Origin of the sequence: Marinobacter sp. G11 (assembly GCF_021282325.1) — a bacterium.
Classification (GTDB): domain Bacteria; phylum Pseudomonadota; class Gammaproteobacteria; order Pseudomonadales; family Oleiphilaceae; genus Marinobacter; species Marinobacter vinifirmus.
This window is the reverse complement of the sequence record NZ_JAJSPB010000017.1, coordinates 62,859-81,062: the sequence shown is the minus strand read 5'-3', so window position 1 is coordinate 81,062 and position 18,204 is coordinate 62,859. Positions and strand designations below refer to the sequence as shown.

General features: G+C 60.1%; 15 protein-coding genes and 1 pseudogene. 11 read left to right on the top strand and 5 right to left on the bottom strand.

What is annotated here, in order from left to right:
- Positions 1-128: 128 nt before the first annotated feature.
- A pseudogene (locus tag LWH94_RS12140) lies at positions 129-1,036 on the bottom strand (IS3 family transposase); the annotation flags it as partial.
- Positions 1,037-1,322: 286 nt separating this feature from the next.
- Between LWH94_RS12140 and LWH94_RS12135 the strand changes: the two are divergent.
- The 3 genes from LWH94_RS12135 (at position 1,323) to argH (ending at position 4,136) form a co-directional block, all read left to right on the top strand.
- Positions 1,323-1,655: an SMR family transporter gene (locus LWH94_RS12135; protein ID WP_232902381.1), complete on the top strand. Its 333-nt coding sequence runs from the start codon at positions 1,323-1,325 to the stop codon at positions 1,653-1,655.
- Positions 1,656-1,766: 111 nt separating this feature from the next.
- Positions 1,767-2,384 (top strand): YecA family protein, encoded by a 618-nt coding sequence (locus LWH94_RS12130; RefSeq protein ID WP_232902380.1) that lies wholly within the window; start codon positions 1,767-1,769, stop codon positions 2,382-2,384.
- A 342-nt stretch (positions 2,385-2,726) separates the two neighbouring features.
- Positions 2,727-4,136, top strand: a complete 1,410-nt coding sequence (argH, locus tag LWH94_RS12125; protein ID WP_232902379.1) for an argininosuccinate lyase — start codon at positions 2,727-2,729, stop codon at positions 4,134-4,136.
- Between the two features lie 51 nt (positions 4,137-4,187).
- Here the strand turns inward: argH and LWH94_RS12120 are convergent, their stop codons facing one another.
- Positions 4,188-6,632, bottom strand: a complete 2,445-nt coding sequence (locus LWH94_RS12120; protein WP_232902378.1) for an EAL domain-containing protein — start codon at positions 6,630-6,632, stop codon at positions 4,188-4,190.
- A 197-nt stretch (positions 6,633-6,829) separates the two neighbouring features.
- On the opposite strand from LWH94_RS12120, the gene lptM reads away from it, so the two are divergent.
- Genes lptM through xerC form a run of 5 tightly spaced genes read left to right on the top strand, consistent with a single transcriptional unit; the run spans position 6,830 to position 10,950 of the window.
- Positions 6,830-6,994 (top strand): LPS translocon maturation chaperone LptM, encoded by a 165-nt coding sequence (gene lptM / locus LWH94_RS12115; protein ID WP_232902377.1) that lies wholly within the window; start codon positions 6,830-6,832, stop codon positions 6,992-6,994.
- A gap of 38 nt (positions 6,995-7,032) precedes the next feature.
- The gene (lysA, locus tag LWH94_RS12110) at positions 7,033-8,283 is read left to right on the top strand and encodes a diaminopimelate decarboxylase (protein WP_058339953.1); all 1,251 of its coding nucleotides are present in this window, start codon (positions 7,033-7,035) and stop codon (positions 8,281-8,283) included.
- Positions 8,284-8,297: 14 nt separating this feature from the next.
- The gene (gene dapF / locus LWH94_RS12105) at positions 8,298-9,212 is read left to right on the top strand and encodes a diaminopimelate epimerase (protein WP_058340016.1); all 915 of its coding nucleotides are present in this window, start codon (positions 8,298-8,300) and stop codon (positions 9,210-9,212) included.
- A gap of 17 nt (positions 9,213-9,229) precedes the next feature.
- A complete protein-coding gene (locus LWH94_RS12100) occupies positions 9,230-9,982 on the top strand; it encodes a DUF484 family protein (protein ID WP_232902376.1) in 753 nt (250 codons plus the stop codon).
- 2 nt (positions 9,983-9,984) lie between these two features.
- The gene (gene xerC / locus LWH94_RS12095; protein ID WP_232902375.1) at positions 9,985-10,950 is read left to right on the top strand and encodes a tyrosine recombinase XerC; all 966 of its coding nucleotides are present in this window, start codon (positions 9,985-9,987) and stop codon (positions 10,948-10,950) included.
- A 9-nt stretch (positions 10,951-10,959) separates the two neighbouring features.
- Here xerC and LWH94_RS12090 read toward each other — a convergent pair whose 3' ends face one another.
- Entirely contained in the window at positions 10,960-11,193 is a 234-nt protein-coding gene (locus LWH94_RS12090) for a DUF2789 domain-containing protein (protein ID WP_022987559.1), read from the bottom strand.
- A 93-nt stretch (positions 11,194-11,286) separates the two neighbouring features.
- Between LWH94_RS12090 and LWH94_RS12085 the strand changes: the two genes are divergently transcribed.
- On the top strand, positions 11,287-14,049 hold the full coding sequence (locus tag LWH94_RS12085) for an ATP-binding protein (protein ID WP_232902374.1): 2,763 nt from the start codon (positions 11,287-11,289) through the stop codon (positions 14,047-14,049).
- A 12-nt stretch (positions 14,050-14,061) separates the two neighbouring features.
- Here LWH94_RS12085 and LWH94_RS12080 read toward each other — a convergent pair whose 3' ends face one another.
- Entirely contained in the window at positions 14,062-14,427 is a 366-nt protein-coding gene (locus LWH94_RS12080; RefSeq protein WP_232902373.1) for a hypothetical protein, read from the bottom strand.
- 225 nt (positions 14,428-14,652) lie between these two features.
- On the opposite strand from LWH94_RS12080, the gene LWH94_RS12075 reads away from it, so the two are divergent.
- Both LWH94_RS12075 and LWH94_RS12070 read left to right on the top strand, forming a co-directional pair.
- Complete coding sequence (locus tag LWH94_RS12075) at positions 14,653-15,264, top strand: hypothetical protein (RefSeq protein ID WP_232902372.1); 612 nt, start codon at positions 14,653-14,655, stop codon at positions 15,262-15,264.
- Positions 15,245-17,485: a patatin-like phospholipase family protein gene (locus LWH94_RS12070; RefSeq protein WP_442914987.1), complete on the top strand. Its 2,241-nt coding sequence runs from the start codon at positions 15,245-15,247 to the stop codon at positions 17,483-17,485. The genes LWH94_RS12075 and LWH94_RS12070 overlap by 20 nt, the downstream gene beginning before the upstream one ends.
- Here the strand turns inward: LWH94_RS12070 and LWH94_RS12065 are convergent.
- Complete coding sequence (locus LWH94_RS12065) at positions 17,479-18,138, bottom strand: GntR family transcriptional regulator (protein WP_058339947.1); 660 nt, start codon at positions 18,136-18,138, stop codon at positions 17,479-17,481. The two genes, LWH94_RS12070 and LWH94_RS12065, sit on opposite strands and share 7 nt — an antisense overlap.
- Positions 18,139-18,204: the final 66 nt, after the last annotated feature.

Genomic DNA, 18,204 nt, shown 5'->3' with positions numbered 1-18,204 from the left:
GACCAGGACCTGCCACTGTTCCGGAGTGCGGTGTTTTCTCATGGGAGCAACCTCTTATTAGGAAATCAGAGGTTACTGTAGAGCGAAATTCAGTGGGGTGGCAGGACGTCTCGGAATGAACGCTTACAGAGCCTCTGACGGAACTTACGGCTGGCATACTGGCTTCCCTGATCCGAGTGGAACATGACTTTCCCTGGTTGGCCACGCTGCTCCCAAGCGTGATCCAGCGCTTTTACTACCAGGTCTGCATCCGGACTGGAGGACATTGCCCAGCCAACAACCCGACGAGCATACAGATCCATCACTACCGCTAAATAACTCCACCGTTGGCCACTCCAGATATAGGTGATGTCACCACACCAGACCTGGTCAGGCTTTTCTACCGCAAACCCACGATCCAGGTGGTTCGGGATATCCGGCCGCTCAACGGTGGCCTGTTTGTAGGCATGAGGGCCTGGCTGCTTACAGATCAGTCCCAGCTCGCTCATCAGTCGTCGAACTTTAAAGCGACCAACGACAACGCCTTCCTCGCGTAGCAAGCCTTTGATTGTACGGCTGCCGGCAGAACTGCGGCTCTTGGTAAACAGATGATTCACCTGAGCCTTCAGGGCCAGGCGCTCCACATCTACACAGTTTCGCCGTTGGCGGTACTCGTAATAGCTCGAACGACTGATATCAAACGCTTCACAGACCAGTTCAATTGACTCCTGCTCCCCCAACCGGTCTATCAGCGCGTACGATTCATCTCGTCCGACATCAAGAGAGCAGTAGCCTTTTTTAATATCGCCTTCTCTCGCTCCAGGCGATTGCAGCGGGCTTCCAGCTCCTGTATCCGGCGCTGTTCCGGGGTTAAGGCCTTGCCCTTCGGGGTAACGCCGTCACGCTCCTCGGTCAGTTGGTTAACCCAGCGCCGAATAGCGCTTTCACCGACCCCCAGGGACACACTGGCCTGCGGAATCGTGTAGCCTTGATCCAGCACCAGGCTGGCTGCTTCCTGTTTGAACTCAGGAGAAAAAGAACGTCGCTTTCTGGTCATCAGACACCTCGTTTATGGTGGCGATCTTACCACCTACGTTGGTGTCCGGAATCATTGAACCACTACAAGAGGCTTATAGAAAGCAGCATGTCGAGAGTTAGCCTAACCATGCAAGTCACGGCGACGTCTACTGCATTGCGGCTTTGCCTCCATTCCGTAGCCGCGCGTGCTTAGCGGCGTTAAATGCCACATGAGCTTTGCGCACAGAGCAGAAAATATAACAAGACTGCACATTATATGATTCCTTGAGTAACATGCTGTTTAGTATTTCTGTTGAGGTGTGCAAATGAAAAACTGGTTGTTTCTTGGTATTGCAATTATTGCTGAAGTAGTAGCAACTTCGAGTTTGAAAGCAAGCGAAGGCTTTACAAAATTATGGCCAAGCTTGATTGTGCTTTTAGGATATGCCATTGCATTCTATTTTCTTTCTCTAACCTTAAAGGCTATTCCAGTTGGCATTGCGTATGCGGTATGGGCTGGTCTAGGAATAGTATTAATTTCTTTAGCTGGCTGGTTGATCTTTGGTCAGAGGTTAGACTTAGCAAGCATTTTGGGTATGGCGCTTATTGTCACTGGGGTAGTAGTGATCAACGTTTTTTCTAAAGTGAGTGTGCATTAAGCATTTAACAAACGGCTGTTGTCGCCCCTACGGGGCTGGGACGGCCTTTCCGCCGCTGCGCGGCTACAAGTCCGCCTCAAAGCCGGGCGTTAAAAGTCACGAGGTGAGGCTGTGACTCCGAATGAAATATGTAGTGATATAAGATTCCTAGTTTCAAAGGTTGGGGCAAAATCAGAGCCAATGTTTTTGCCGTCTAGGCCTGAAACTGGTGCATCGCTCAATGAGTGCTTTCCAATCGTAGACAAGAAGGTTGAGTCTGCTGGTGGAAAGAAGGTGCTTGGTTGGCAAATCTGGAAAACGCCACTGCTGGTTGAGGCAGAGTTTCACGCAGTTTGGGAGTCTCCAGAAGGAGAACTTATTGATATCACGCCAAAGTCTTTACCGCTTGCAAAGATATTGTTCTTGCCTGATGAGACTGCTGTTTATGAGGGTAAGCAGGTGAATAATATCAGGGTCAACACAACCGGCAACCAGTTAGTAGATGATTTTATAGCAGTCTGCAACGCTATATTCAGAATCGAAAATAAGGGTGATAGAGCTTTTCAGTACGAACTGTCACTGTCAGGCGACGAGGCACAGGCGCACCATATGCTCTCTAAAGCGAGAGAATTGCTTGAGATCATGGCGCTTCAAGGTATGAATCGGAAAAGCCCATGCTTATGTGGAAGCGGTAAGAAACACAAGGCATGTCACGGGAAGCAAATAAATGAGCTCGCACAAAGCTTTTAACAAGGCCAGGCACAACGACGGCTTTTCCGTTGCGGCTCCGCCTCCACTACAAAGCCGCGCGTGCTGGCGGCGTTATTCCGAAATCTGAACGTTCGCTTTGCGACCTTTACGAACGATTTTAGGCTTTAGGAAAATTTTCCCCATGCCGAGTTCGAACAGCCACCACCCAAGATATGTTTGGCAACCCCCAGTCGTCCTACGATATTTAGCGCGATTCCAGAATCTTGAAGCGTTACAATGAGGACAAAATTACCCGAAAAATAGCAAAAAGTGTCACTTTTACAATTCCACGTAAAAACAGACGCTTAAGCAAAAGTTACATGTTACTATAGGACTAAAGTGATGACGGATCAGAAGAAATCTGACCAGGCCACATCCTCCGAAAAACCCTGGGGTGGCCGTTTCAGCGAGCCTACCGATGCCTTTGTCGAGCGCTTTACCGCGTCAGTCGGTTTTGACCAGCGCCTGTACCACCATGATATTACCGGCTCTATCGCCCACGCCACCATGCTGGCCAAGGTGGGTGTGCTCACCGACGCCGAGCGGGACCAGATCATCGAAGGCCTGAAAGGCGTTAAGGAAGACATCGAAGCCGGTCGCTTCGAGTGGTCCGTAAGCCTGGAAGACGTGCACATGAACATCGAAGCCCGGCTGACCGACCGCATCGGCATCACCGGCAAGAAGCTGCACACCGGTCGCAGCCGTAACGACCAGGTAGCTACCGACATTCGCCTGTACCTGCGCGATGAAATCGACGTGATCGCCGAAGAGTTGGCTCGCCTGCAGGCCGGCCTGCTGGACCTGGCGGAGCGCGAAGCCGACACCATCATGCCCGGCTTTACCCACCTGCAAACTGCCCAGCCGGTCACCTTCGGCCACCACCTGCTGGCCTGGTACGAAATGCTGGTACGCGATGCCGATCGCCTGCAGGATTGTCGCAAGCGGGTGAATGTGATGCCCCTGGGCGCCGCCGCCCTGGCTGGTACCACCTACCCGATCGACCGTAACCTGACCGCCGAGCTACTGGGCTTTGACCGGCCGACTGAAAACAGCCTGGATTCCGTCTCTGACCGGGACTTCGCCATCGAATTCTGCAGTTTTTCAGCCCTGCTGATGACCCACCTGTCCCGGTTCAGTGAAGAGCTAGTGCTGTGGACTTCCGCCCAGTTCGATTTCATCGATCTTCCGGATCGTTTCTGCACCGGTTCTTCCATCATGCCCCAGAAGAAAAACCCGGACGTACCGGAGCTGGTGCGTGGCAAGACCGGCCGGGTGAACGGCCATCTGATCAGCCTGCTGACCCTGATGAAGAGCCAGCCGCTGGCCTACAACAAGGACAATCAGGAAGACAAAGAGCCGCTGTTCGACACCGTCGACACCATCAAGGGTTGCCTGAAGGCCTACGCCGATATGATTCCGGCCATCGAGGCCAAGGCGGACAACATGCGGGTGGCGGCCAAGCGCGGTTTCTCCACCGCCACGGATCTCGCCGATTACCTGGTCAAAAAAGGCGTGCCGTTCCGGGATGCCCATGAAATTGTCGGTAAGTCGGTCGCCTTTGGTGTGGCCGAAAGCCGTGACCTGTCCGAGATGACCCTGGAAGAACTGCAGCAGTTCTCTGACGTGATTGGCGAGGACGTGTTTGACGTGCTGACCCTGGAAGGTTCCGTGCAGGCCCGTGATCACCTGGGTGGCACCGCGCCGAACCAGGTGCGTGCCGCCGTAGCCCGGGCCCGCGCCGCCCTGAAGTAACCCTGCCCTGATCATCCGCCGGCACTGTGGTGACCCCTGTGCCGGCGGAACTCAGCCTCCGATACGCCCGGTACTCAGCTCCACCACCGCCGGTTTCAGTTGTTCCAGTGGTTGGGGTTCTGCCAGCCGGAAGCCCTGGCCGAAGTGAATTCCCAGTGTTCGTACCTTGCGCAAGGTTTCATCGTTTTCGATGAAGGTGGCTACGGTTTCCTTGCCGGCAGCCTCGGCAATGCGGTGCAGGGCGTCCACCATAATTTGTTGTACCGGATCTTTTTCCAGGTGCTTCATCACCCGCTGATCCAGCTTGATGATGTCGACCGGCAGGTTGGCGGCCAGGCTGTAACTTTCCACCGAAGCACCGGCCCCTTCCAGGGCGACCCGGAAGCCGGCCCGGTGCAGGGCATCGCACAGCACCGCCACTTCATCCGGATACTGGGTGGCATGGGCCTCCCGGATTTCCAGGCAGAAACACTCCGGCTTGTAGGCCAGCGGTACCACCGCCTGTTCCATGAATTCCGCAAAACTGTCATCCAGGATGCTGGCCAGAGACAGGTTGAAACCGCAGTACTTCAGCCGCGGCTCCAGCAATGGATGCCGGTCCAGCCAGTCCAGGGCCTGGCGGATGACCTGCCGGTCCAGGCGTTTTACCAGGTCAAAGCGTTCGGCGATGGGCAGGAACTGGTTCGGTGTCAGTGGCGTGTCGTCCGGGTTGGCACCCGGAATCCGGCACAGGATTTCAATGTGGTCGCCCCAGGTTACGCTGGCCACCGGTTTCATGGACTGGAATTCCAGCAGCAGGTGGTTGTTGTCGAGGGCGTTGCGAAGCTGCTCCAGTTGCTGGTCGGAACTTCCCGCCGGTTGTTCACCATGCCTGGCGTGGGCCGCGTGAATCCGGTTGCGTCCGGAGATCTTGGCGGTGTGGCACAGGTTTGCGGCCTGGCTCAGCAGCTGTTCCGGTTGTTCCGGCTGCTCGCCGCCCAGAATCAACAGCCCGCCGCTGGCGGTGGTTTGCAGTTGCTGGCCCTGCCAGTCGAACTGGAAGCGGGCTATCTGCTCGCGGATTTCATCCGCCAGTTTGCGCACCCTGGGTTCCGGGCAGTTCTCGATGTACAGCGCAAAGGTATCGCCGGCCAGCCGGGCGAGGGCATCCCGTTGCCGGACCCGCAACCCCAGCGTGGCCGCCAGCTCCCTCAGATAACGGTCGCAGGCGCCGCTGCCGGTGTTTTCCTGGCATTGCTCGAAGTTGTCCAGGTCCAGCAACAGAAGGCTGTCGGTGAACTGGCGCCGGTGCTGGTGGGTAAGGGCCCGTTCCAGGTGTTCGAGGAACGCGCGACGGTTAAGCAGGCCGGTGACCGGGTCAAACCGGGTGCGCCGGTCATCGTCCAGGTTGCGTTTCAGGCGGTCACTGATATCCCTCGCCACATGGGTTGCGCCAACCACTTCGTTGTGCGGGCCGCGCAGGCTCTGGAAGTGGAATTCGTACACCGGAAAGTCTTCGCCCTGGCGGTTCAGTGGCATCTCCGCAACAAAGCTGTCCCGCTCCAGTGCCCTTTGCCACAGGCGTTCGATCAGCCGGCGCTCATTGGGGAAGTCGCCCAGCAATTTGCTGAGGTTGTCGCCGACAGAAGGGGCCAGTCCGAAGGCTTTATAAAACTGGCGGGCCCAGGGCTTATTGAAGTGCAGCAGGTCCAGCCGGGTATTCACTGCCAGCACCAGGTCTTCGGTGGCGTTTCCGGTGGCTTCCAGAATGCTCTGTACCCGTTGTTTTTCGTCATCGTGGCGCATGGCTTCGCTGTGATTGACGATGACGCCCCCCAGCCGCTGCGGTTCCCGGCTGTCGCCAAGAGGGCCGCCGGCGAGGGTGACGGTTTGCGGGTTCTGTTTGCCGGTGAGGATGGACAGGTCAATCCGGAACGGCTTGCCGGTGCGGATGCTGCGGCGGAACAGGGCCCGGACCCGGTTCTGGCCGGCCTGGCAGTAGAACAGGGCCTGCTCGGGCGTCAGCTCGGTGCCGGGCTGTAGTTCCAGTAACCGGTAAACGCCTTCGGTCCAGCCGATCTCGTTGCTGGCGATATCCAGTTCCCACAGGCCGAAGCCGGCGCTCTGCTCCGCCAGTGTCAACAGGCTGCTGTCCATGGCAATGCTGTCCCGCAGCGTAATCGCGGCGCTGGCGGCCTGGTCGGAATCCCGCATTTCAGTGTGCAGGCCCAGCCGGGCGGTGAAGAAGAACCCTTCCTTGTGGCGGAAGGTCACCAGGACCTTCTGGCCGTCATTGAGCCGGTGCCGGTTAGCCGGTGCAAAGGGGTCGTCCTGGCGCGAGGCGAGAATCTGTTGCACCGGCTTGCCGATCAGTTCCGCCGGTTCGTAGCCGAACATGGTATCGGTATGGCGATCGGCCCGGATAACCCGGCCGGTGTCATCGATCTGTACCAGCGTAGGCGGAATGGCGGGGCCCAGCGGGTCCTGGCGATAGCGTTGGATCAGGAATTCTTTCACAGCGGTTGTCCCTTGCGGGTCTCCGGATTGTCGTTATGGCTGTAAATGACAGAATGGCTCCCATGATACTGGCTCTTCACCCGAAAAGAAGGGGATGGCGTCCCGGTTATCGGATTGCCCCGGGCGGAGCCGGTTCCCTCGCCGTAAAGGCCGGGTGTCGGGTATACTTCGCCCATTATTCACTCAGGGGATTGGGTATGCAGGTCAAGCAGGTGCGCTGGCCGGGGCTGGCGGCCCTGGTGCTGGTTTCGCTGATGGTTTCCGGTTGTGGCCAGAAAGGCCCCCTGTACCGGGAAGCGCCGGTGCCGGCGGTTGAAAACAGTGCTGAAGCACAGCAAAGCGACGACAAGCCGGAAAGCTGACCACTCAACCCGATTCTGCCCGAACAGTCAGGAACAGCATGGATCATTTCAATTACCGTGACGGCGAACTCTACGCCGAAGACGTCCCCGTAGCACAGATTGCCGAGCGCTTCGGTACGCCCGCCTATGTCTATTCCAGGGCTACCCTGGAGCGCCATTACAAGGCCTACGACAACGCCTTGGCTGGCCGGCCGCACCTGGTGTGCTACGCCGTGAAAGCCAACAGTAACCTGGCTGTACTCAATGTGCTGGCTCGGCTTGGTGCCGGTTTCGACATTGTCTCGGCCGGTGAGCTGGAGCGGGTGCTCAAGGCCGGTGGCGAGGCCGGAAAAGTGGTGTTTTCCGGTGTCGGCAAGCAGGAATGGGAAATGAAGCGGGCGCTGGAAGCCGGCGTTCGTTGTTTCAACGTGGAATCCGACACCGAACTGGACCGCCTGAACAAGGTGGCCGGCGAGCTGGGTGTGAAGGCACCGGTCTCCCTGCGGGTGAACCCGGATGTTGATGCCGGCACCCATCCCTATATTTCCACCGGCCTGAAAGAGAACAAGTTCGGCATTGATATTGCCGAAGCTCCGCAGGTCTATGCCCGGGCGGCCAGCCTGCCGAACCTGGATATTCACGGCGTGGACTGCCACATCGGCTCCCAGCTGACCTCTGTGTCGCCGTTCCTGGATGCGCTGGACCGGGTGCTGGCGTTGATTGATTCGCTGGCGGAGCAGGGCATCCGCATTCGCCACCTGGATATGGGCGGTGGCCTGGGCGTTACCTATGACCAGGAACAGCCGCCCCAGCCGGCGGACTATGTGAAAGCGCTGGCCGAGCGTATGGGCGACCGTCAGCTGGAGCTGATCCTGGAGCCGGGCCGCTCGATTGCCGCCAATGCCGGCATCCTGGTGACCCGGGTGGAATTCCTGAAGTGCACCGAACACCGGAACTTTGCCATCATCGATGCGGCCATGAACGACCTGATCCGCCCGGCCCTGTACAGCGCCTGGCAGGCGATCATTCCGGTCCAGCCGCACCGGGAGGGCGAAGAACAAGCCTGGGACCTGGTGGGCCCGGTGTGTGAAACCGGCGACTTCCTGGGCAAGGATCGCAAGCTGCGCCTGCAGGCCGGTGACCTTCTGGCCGTGCGCTCTGCCGGTGCTTACGGCTTTGTGATGGCCTCCAACTACAACACCCGAAACCGCCCGCCGGAACTGATGGTGGATGGTGACAAGGTGCACGTGGTCCGGCGCCGGGAAACCCTGGAAGACCAGCTGGCTCCTGAAAGTTGTCTGCCGGAATGAGCGGGGAACCGGAGATGAACCAGCAAAGACGGAATCAGGGGCCGCTGCTGAGGTTCACCAAGATGCACGGCCTGGGCAACGATTTCATGGTGGTGGATGCCATCAGCCAGCCGTTTCGCCTGCGCCCGGAAATGATCCGGGAGCTGGCCGACCGTAACTTTGGCATTGGCTTTGACCAGCTGCTGGTGGTGGAGCCGCCCGGATTGCCGGATGTCGACTTCCGCTACCGGATTTTCAATGCCGACGGTTCGGAAGTGGAGCAGTGCGGCAACGGTGCCCGCTGTTTTGCCCGCTTTGTGCGGGATCAGCGTCTGACCAACAAGCGGGTGGTGCGGGTACAGACCGCCAAGGGCGTGATTGAGCTGAAAATCGGCAAAGACGGCATGGTGATGGTGAACATGGGCGTGCCGGAGCTGAACCCGCCTGCCATTCCCTTTGCCGCCGACCGCCAGAAAACCGTGTATACGGTGGAAGTGGACGGCCAGCAGATTGAATTGTCGGCGGTGTCTATGGGCAATCCCCATGGTGTGCTGGTGGTGGACGACGTGGATACCGCGCCGGTCGCCAGCCTGGGGCCGGCGCTGGAGAAGCATCCGCGGTTCCCGGCCCGGGCCAATATCGGTTTCCTGCAGATTGTGGATCGTAGCCACGCCCGGCTTCGGGTGTTCGAACGGGGCTCCGGTGAAACCCTGGCCTGCGGCAGCGGTGCCTGTGCTGCAGTAGTTGCCGGCCAGTTGCGCGGCTTGCTGGATGCCCGGGTAGATGTGGAACTGCGTGGCGGGCGCCTGGTGATCGAATGGCAGGGTGAGGGTACCCCTGTTATGATGGAAGGCCCTGCGACAACAGTATTTGAAGGCCAGTTACGACTGCCGGGCGAGGCTCCGCCGCGCCGGCGTAAAGGCCCTCGCAGCCCTAAAACAAGGTCCTGACAGCTCAGGAGAACACGATGACAGAACAAACGGCCCGCCAGAAGGTCGCAGAACTCACCCGTGAGCAGGTAGCGGATTATCTGCGCGACAACCCTGATTTCTTTGTCGACCAGGATGAACTGCTGCGCACCCTGACCCTGCCTCACGACAGTGGACGTGCGATTTCCCTGGTGGAACGCCAGGTTCATCTGTTCCGTGAGCAGCGCGATACCCTGCGCCGGGAGCTGGTCGAGCTGGTCTCGATTGCCCGCCACAACGACCGGCTGTTCGAGAAGAGCAAACGCCTGCTGATGCAGGTGATCGAAGCCCGAAACCTGAACGACATGGCAGCGGCTATCGATGACAGTATCCGCAGTGATTTCGGGCTGGATGCCGCGTCTGTCTTGCTGTTCAGCGATGATGAACTGCCTGGTTCCGGCCAGGGTGCCCTGCATGTTGTCAATGCCGACCTGGCCCAGGAACGACTGGGTAGCTTGCTGGATGGTGAGCGGGCGGTGTGCGGACAGTTCCGGGAAAATGAGCGGGAATTCCTGTTCCCGGACCGGGACGAACCGATCGCCTCGGTGGCCCTGATGCCACTGCGCCATGAAGGTCTGGTCGGGGTGTTTGCGGTGGGTAGCTGCGAGCCGGGTTATTTTGACCAGAGCATGGGATCGCTGTTCCTGAGTTATATCAGCGATACCCTGAGCCGCCTGCTGCCGCCCATGCTCAAACGCCATGGCTCCGGCGCATCGGTGTCTGACCTGGCGGTGGAAAGCGGTCAGGGGTGACCTTGGAGGCTGACCCCGGCGCCCTCGACACCCCCGGCACGCCGCCCGAGGCCCTGGCCGCGCCGCTGTCAGGCTTTATCCGCCACCTGCAATCAGAAAAGCGGCACTCCGCGCGCACCTGTGATAATTACCAGCGAGACCTGCAGCGCCTGGCGCTCTGGCTGACAGGGGGCGGTTGCGATTGCTGGGCGGACCTGTCCAGCCACGAAGTCCGCCGGTATGTCGCCCACCTCAGTAAAGGCGGCCTTGGCGGCCGCAGCATTGCCCGCCACCTATCTTCTGTTCGTCGCTTCTACCAGTATCTGCTCAGGGAAGGCCTGGCCCGGGATAACCCGGCGCTGGATATCCGGGCTCCGAAAACCGGTCGCCGGTTGCCGAAAGTGGCCGATGTCGACCAGATCAATCAGTTGCTGGAAGTAAACCCGGACGATCCGCTGGAAGTCCGGGACCTGGCCATGTTCGAACTGATGTATTCCTCTGGCCTGCGGCTGGCAGAACTGGCCGGCCTTGACCTGCTCTCACTGGACCTTAAAGGCCGGGAGGTGAGGGTGCTGGGTAAGGGGAACAAGGAACGGATTCTGCCTGTGGGCGGCAAGGCGGTAACGGCCCTGAACAACTGGCTGACACTGCGGTCGTCCCTGGCGCCGGAAGGCGAGCCCGCAGTGTTTGTCAGCCAGCGGGGTGACCGCCTGAGCCGGCGCAGCATCCAGGCCCGGCTGGCCCGCTGGGGTGTGTTGCAGGGGGCCGACCAGCGCCTGCACCCGCACCTGCTCCGGCATTCCTTTGCCAGCCACATGCTGGAATCCAGTGGTGACCTGCGGGCCGTGCAGGAATTGCTCGGCCATGCCGATATCGCAACCACCCAGGTGTATACCCACCTGGATTTTCAGCACCTGGCCAGGGTCTATGACCAGAGCCATCCCCGGGCCAGGCGCCGGCGCGGGGGTTCGGGTTCCGGCGAGAGTTGAAACCGGGCGTCAGTGCCTCAACATGGCATCGAGCTCGTCAATGATTTCTGCCCAGTCACTGTCTTCTTCCAGGCCTTCCTCCAGGAAGTGGGACTGGGCCTCGGACCAGAACGGGGCATCCTGCAGTGCGATTTCCGAGGGCAGTGGCGAGTGACGGCCAATGAAGTCTTCGATGCTGGCTTTGTCTGCCGGCATGCCAAGTTGTTCGAACAGGGTGCTCAGGCTATGTTTGCTGGTGTCCATGGAAGTGCCCTCTGTGATGGGTTGGCAAAATGCAATGTACCCCGTTTACGGGTATGGTTTCCTGAAATGTAGTGGACCCGCCGAGGATATCCAGTGAAGTCTGTTTCACAGTTATTGTTCTGCCTGCTGTTTCTGGTATTTCAAGGGGCCGCGCTGGCAGATCCGCCACTGGCTGCGCCGGACCCGGTGCTGGGCGTGGAAGACCTGGAGTGGCTGGAACAGCAGGACAGCTTCCGAGTGGGCATCCGCCACAGCCAGGTACCCCTGGTGTTCGATACCGGCGATGGCCCCCTGGCGGGTATCTGGATCGATTACCTGCAGCGGATTGAAAACAAGCTGGGGGTGCTGGTAGAGCCGGAACTCCTGGATGGCTCCGGTAACCAGCCAGAGCCGGATATCATCCTGACGACCCGCATTCCCGATGCCCCGGTGATTCCGGGCGTGCGCCATACGGCGCCGCTGATGTCGCTCACCTATGGGGTCTTTGTGAACGTCGGAGCGGCGGCAATCCGCGGCCCGTCAGACCTTGAAGGCAGCCGGGTGGCCATTGTCGGTGACGACCCCAACCAGTACCCGCTGCTGGACCCGGTGAACAACTTTACCCCGGTGCCGGCGGCCAATCTTGGCGAAGCTGTCAGCCTGCTGCTGTCGGGCAAGGCGGATGCGTTTCTGGGGCCGGTGCCGGTGGTGTCTGACTACCTGGAATCAGCAATGATCAACGGCGTTGGCCTGTCCTTGCTGCTCGACCACCGGGAGGTGGATGTCGTGCTGCAGGTGCCCATCGAAGAAGCCAACCTGTTCCGGGTGTTCGACCGCGCCATTACCGCCCTCGGCCACCAGGAACATCGCAGCATCCGGCAGTCCTGGTTGCAGGCCAGCGCACCGGAGATGGACGCCGGTAACCAGTCCCTGAGCAGTTCAGAGCGGGCCTGGCTGAAAGCTAATCCCGGGCTGAAGGTGGGCGTCCGGTCAGACTGGCCGCCCTTCGAATTCCAGCAGGACGGCCGGCCCGCCGGGCTGGTGGTCGACCTGCTCAAGCGCCTGGAGCAGGACCTGGACATCCGCTTCGAATATGTCCCGGTGGATAGCCGCAGTGCCTCGGAAGAACAGCTGAAATCCGGTGAAGTGGATATCCTGCCGGGCATGTCCCGAACACCCCGTACCGAGCAGGATTTCCTGTTTACCCGGGCGTATGTCAACGTGCCCATTGCCCTGGCGATTCGGGACACCGGGCGGTTTATCGGGGATTTGCGGGAGTTGCGTGACGAGCGGGTGGGGGTGGTCAATCGCCAGGCCAGCCATGATTACCTGCTGATCAATCATCCGAACCTGGATATTTATCCTCAGCAAACCGTGGAAGAAGGCTTGCTGGCGCTGTCTAACGGCGACCTGGACGTGATGGTGACCCACATCCCGGCGGTCAGTTACACCGTCGCCCGGTTGGGGTTGACCAATCTGCGTATTACCAGCATCACCCCGTACCAGTATGACCTGCGGTTAGCCGTGGGACAGTCGGCCCAGCAGCTGCACCGGATACTGAACAAGGCCCTGAGTGGTTTGCCGGCATCGGAAACCGAGGCGGTGTACAACCGCTGGATTCACCTGGATATCGAGCAGGAAGCCGACTACACCGTGGTGCGCCGGATTATCCTGATCGCCATCGTGGTGGTGCTGATCTTCCTGTACTGGAACCGAAAGCTGTCGCTGGAAGTCGACGAGCGGATCCGGTCCGAGAATGCCCTGAGGCGAAGTGAAGACGAGCTGCGGGCAGCCAAGCTGGAGGCGGAGCGGCTGGCGCGGCAGGCAGAGGCCGCAAGCCGCTCCAAAAGCGAATTCCTGGCCAATATGTCCCATGAAATCCGGACACCGATGAACGCGGTAATCGGCTACAGTGACCTGCTGTATAACTCGGTTACCGACCCCCAGCAGCGTAACTACCTCAACGCCATCCGTGCCGGCAGCCGCAGCCTGCTGATGCTGATTAACGACATCCTGGACCTGTCCCGGATTGAAGCCGGCAAGATGCGGCTGGACTTTGGCCCCGTGTCGGTGCGCCGGCTGTTGAGCGATGTCCGCCACATCTTCGATCTGCGCGCCACCGAGCAGGGCATTACCCTGGAAGTGAGCGTTGGCAAGAAAATGCCGGCGGCCATGATGCTGGACGAAACCCGGCTGCGGCAGGTGCTGTTCAACCTGGTGGGTAACGCCATCAAGTTCACCCATGAGGGTGGGGTTACCGTTCGGGCCGTGGCGAGCGAGCTGGACGAACCGGGCGGGGAAGACTCCGAAACCCGGTATTACCGGCTGGTGGTGACGGTAGCCGATACCGGCATTGGCATTGCACCAGACCAGCAGGAGCGCATTTTTGATGCCTTTGAACAGCAGGAAGGCCAGAGCTCCCGGCGTTACGGCGGCACCGGGCTGGGCCTGGCAATCAGCCGTAAACTGGTGGAAATGATGGGCGGCGAGCTGACGGTGGAGAGTGAGTCGGACGTGGGGTCTACCTTCTCGGTGGTCTTGCCCCGGGTGGAGGCCACCGTCGAGCAGGTCGAAGATGATGGAACACCGAAAGAATCCGAGCGCTTGCTGGCCCAGACCATGAGCATGCAGGAGCGGGGCTGGTTGCGGGAAAAACTGGCGGAAGACTTCGGCAACGAATGGCAAGACGTTCGCGAGAGTGGCGACCCGGAACAGATGAAAGACTTTGCCCTGAGAGTGGTCGAGTGGGGCCAGCGCTATCGGTCGCCGTCGGTGACCCAGTACGGTGAGAAGTTGCTGTCGGATGTGGAAGCCTTCAACCTGGATGCCGTTAACACCGCGCTGGAAGCCTTCCCGCGCCTGCTGGGCCAGAGCTGAGGCGGCTCTGGCTTACAGGCAGTCGAACTGGGACTGGCGGTCGAAGGCAACCGATACCATGTCATAACCGGAATCGGACAGTGAGCGGACCAGGTCGCGGTCTTTAAGCAGGGCCATGCAGACTTTGTGTACGCTGGCCTGAAGCTGTTCGCTGGCCGGTTCCTGGCCGGTAAAGCGGAAGTCCACCACCAGGTATTTGCGATCCACCGCCGCAAGTTCCGGGATGTCTTCCCGCTCGATGCTTTCAAAGCCGATGTAGGTGGCTTCGTTGTCCGCGAATACGCCGCTCATCAGAACATCCAGGTTTTCTGCCTGAGCTGCAGGTGCCGCCAGTGCAATAACTGCGGCGGAAGCAAGGGATGGCAACAGGGCACGCATGGTTATTCTCCTTGGGTCGCGCCTTAAATCTGTGTAACACAATGTAACAGATTATTAAGTTAGATTGTTGCAGAGGATTTGGCAATTTTCCTCCGGTACCCACCGGATTTTTCAATTGTTTGCAATCGGCAGGCATTTGCCGGGGCTCACCGGGCTGGCCTGTTCCGGCGATGGTTTTCAGCTATCATTGGCGCATTGGTCTGCGAAAAATAACGAGGCAAAACTATGTTCCAGCTTGTGTTCAAAGGGGAGTGCGTGCCGGGCACCGACCCTGCTGCGGTTCGCAATAACGCAAAGGCCCTGTTCAAGGCCAGTGTCGAGCAGCTCGACCGCATGTTCAGCGGTCAGCCGGTGGTTATCCGCAACAAGCTTGAGCAGGTCCAGGCCGAAAAATACCAGGCGGTTCTGAAAAAGCATGGCATGGTGGCCTATGTGCAACCGATGGCCGGTGCAGCGCCATCCAGGCCGCAGCCCCGGCAGGAACCGGCACCGTCGGCACCGGAACGCCCCGCCAGCCCGGCGCCGGCAGCTACCGGTGCTGCGCAGGATGCTCCCGCCCGAACCGGTAAAACGCCCGAACCGGAGCCCGGTGACCGACTGCCCGTTGCGGGTGAAAAAGTGGATGACATCCTGGCCGGTTCCGGCCTGAGCCTGGACCCGCCCGGAGTCACGCTGGTGGAACACCAGGAAGCCGAAGCCCCCATGTTTGAGCACCTGGACGACTGGACCCTGGCGCCGCCCGGCACCGACCTTGGCGTAGACCGGGTGGTTCCACCGCCGGTAGTACCGGATATCTCCCACCTTTCCCTTGCCGACGATGACAAGAAAAAGCAGTGATCGCCCGATCTTGAGCCCCCCGAAGCTGTTCGCCATTGCGCTGACGTTGCTGGCCATGCTGGCAGCGCCAGCCTGGGGCCAGTCACCGCCCGAGGTTCGCCCCAAGGTGGGCCTTGTGCTCAGTGGCGGCGGCGCCAAGGGCATGGCCCATGTGGGTGTGTTGCGTGCGCTGGAAGAAATGAAGGTGCCGGTAGACCTGGTGGTAGGCACCAGCGCCGGCTCTGCAGTGGCGGCCCTGTATGCGTCCGGCATGCCGGTGGAGGAAATAGAACGCCGGTTTATCGAGCTGGACTGGCTGTCCAGTTTCCGGGACGACCCCGGCCGGGCCTACAAGCCGGTCCGGCGCAAGCAGGATGACTGGCGTTTGCCTCTGGCCCCCGGCCTGGGGGTGAGCCTGGACGGTATCCGGCTGGGTGGCGGCCTGGTGACCGGCCAGAACCTGGGTTTTATCCTGAACGAACTGACCCGCAATGCCGCCTTGGTTGAGGATTTCGATGAGCTTCCGATCCCGTTCCGGGCGGTGGCCACCGACCTGGAAACCGGGGTGGAAGTGGTGATCGGCAGTGGCGACCTGGCGGAAGCCATCCGGGCCAGTATGAGCATACCCGGAGTCTACGCGCCGGTAGAACGGAGCGGCCGGCTGTTGGTAGACGGTGGTGTAGCCAACAACCTGCCGGTCAGCGTGGCCCGGGACATGGGCGCCGATATCATCATTGCCGTGGATATCACCGACCCGCTGCTGACCAATGAGGAAATGCAGGAAGCGTCTTCGGTGATTGGCCAGCTGACCACCATGATGACCCGCCGTAATACCGACGATCAGCTGGCCCGGCTGACCGACAGCGACATACTCATCCGGCCGGACCTGGAAGGGCACTCCTCTGCTGACTTTTTTGACGGCCCGGTACTGTTCGAGCTGGGAGCGACCGCTGCCCGCGAACATGCGGTGGCGCTGAACCGGCTGGCGGTTTCCGGCCCGGCCTGGCAGGCCTGGCGGGATTCGGTCGAAGGCGGCATGTGGCAGCCGGGGCCGATCGCCCGGATCGAGTTCACACAGGGTGACCGCCTGGCCAGTGAATTCCTGCGCGAGCGGATTCGCCAGCAAGCCGGTGAGCCACTGGATGTCGAACAGCTGGAAGATGACCTGAAACGCATCTACGGCCTCGGCTATTACGAGACAGTGTCCTGGTCGATGCGCCCGTCTGAAGAGGGACCGGTGCTGATGGTGCGGGCCCGGGAGAAAAGCTGGGGGCCGAACTACCTGTCGTTTGGCCTCAACTACGAAGACAACTTTGACGGCGACACCCGTTTTAACCTGGCCGCGGGCCTGCGTATGACCGAACTGAACCAGCTGGGGGCCGAGTGGCAAACCGCCCTGCAGCTGGGGACCCAGCCCTGGGTACGCACCCAGTGGTACCAGCCGCTGGATTACGGCTATGACCGGTTCGCGGTGTTGGGCGTGGAATACCGCCAGGATGATTACAGCGTGTACCAGGATGGCGAGCGGATTGCCGAGATTGACGCAGGCTTCCGTCAGATAGACCTGGCGATAGGTATGGAGCTGGGCCGCAACGGTGAAGTGCGCCTGGGCTATGTGCGCGGGCTGGCGTCAGTGGACGATGAGTTGGGTGCGTCGGTGGCACCTTCTGACCATGTGCATCAGGGCTACGCCAGTGTGCAGTTGGTGCATGATTCCCTGAGCGATACCTTTTACCCGAAATCCGGTGCCTTTGCCGGCATCCGGGGCCGTTTTGAGCGAGACGGGCTGGGCTCTGACCGGGAGTTCGATTCGGTGACCGGCATGCTCCTGGGCACCGGCACCTGGGGCCGGTTCAACCTCACCGGCCTGGCGTACACCCGGCAGGTGGTCAGTGGTGAGCCGGGTATCGAGAACGCGGCCCGCCTGGGAGGCTTCCGGCAGCTGTCGGCCTATGCACCGGGTGAAATCACCGGTAACGACGCGGCACTGTTGTCGGCCTATGCCCGGCGGGAATTCGGCGGGCCGGTAATGCCCTGGTTTGCCGGCGTGGGCTTTGAAACCGGTAACGCCTGGGACACCATGGACGACGCCCGCTGGTCTGGCCTGGTACGATCCTGGAGCCTGTTTGCCGGGGTGAATACCTTCCTGGGGCCGGTGCAGCTGGCTGGTGCCTACAACAATGAAGACGACTGGACCGCCTACCTGAACATCGGTTTCTCGTTTACCCAGCTGTTCTACTGATCCAGCGCCGCCAGTACCTGGTCGCTTTGCTGTTGTGCGTAGCTGTGCAGCAGCGAAGCCAGGGCCTCTTCGTCCCGGTCACGAATGGCCTGGATCGATTCTTCCATATGCTTCAGGTTGTCTTCCAGAACCTGCTTCCCGCCCTGGCGGAAGGCTACAAACGCGCAGCGCTTGGCCGATGGCCACAGGTCTTCAATGGCAGAGACAATAAAGTAGTTGTCTGCGTAGGCCAGCGAGGCCTTGGTGTACTCGATGCCCAGCTCCAGGAACGCCATCAGGTCGTTGTTCTGGTAGCAAGCCTGCATCTGACTGTGCAGTGATTCCAGCCGGGCCATGTCTTCGGGCTGCCACTGCCGTACCAGTTTGCGGCCGGTGTGGGTCAGGTACAGCTCCAGGGTTTCGTACAGGCTTCTGACGAAGTGCTCGTCCAGCGGGGTTACGAAGGCGCCTTTGCGGGGTACGTTCCTGACCAGGTGGCGTTTTTCCAGAAGCAGCAGGCCTTCGCGGATGGAGCCGTGGCTTACGTCCATTTCCTTGGCCATGGCGCTTTCGTAGATGCGCTCGCCGGAACGGAGCTGGCCAAAGGCAATCAGGTTTTCAATGTGGCGGGCGACCTGCTCGGTCAGGGTCTCACGGGGTTTGAATGCGGTCATGGAGTATCGGTTGTTGTCTTGCCGGTTTTCGGGCGGTCATATTGGCACAAGCCTGCACTGAGAACC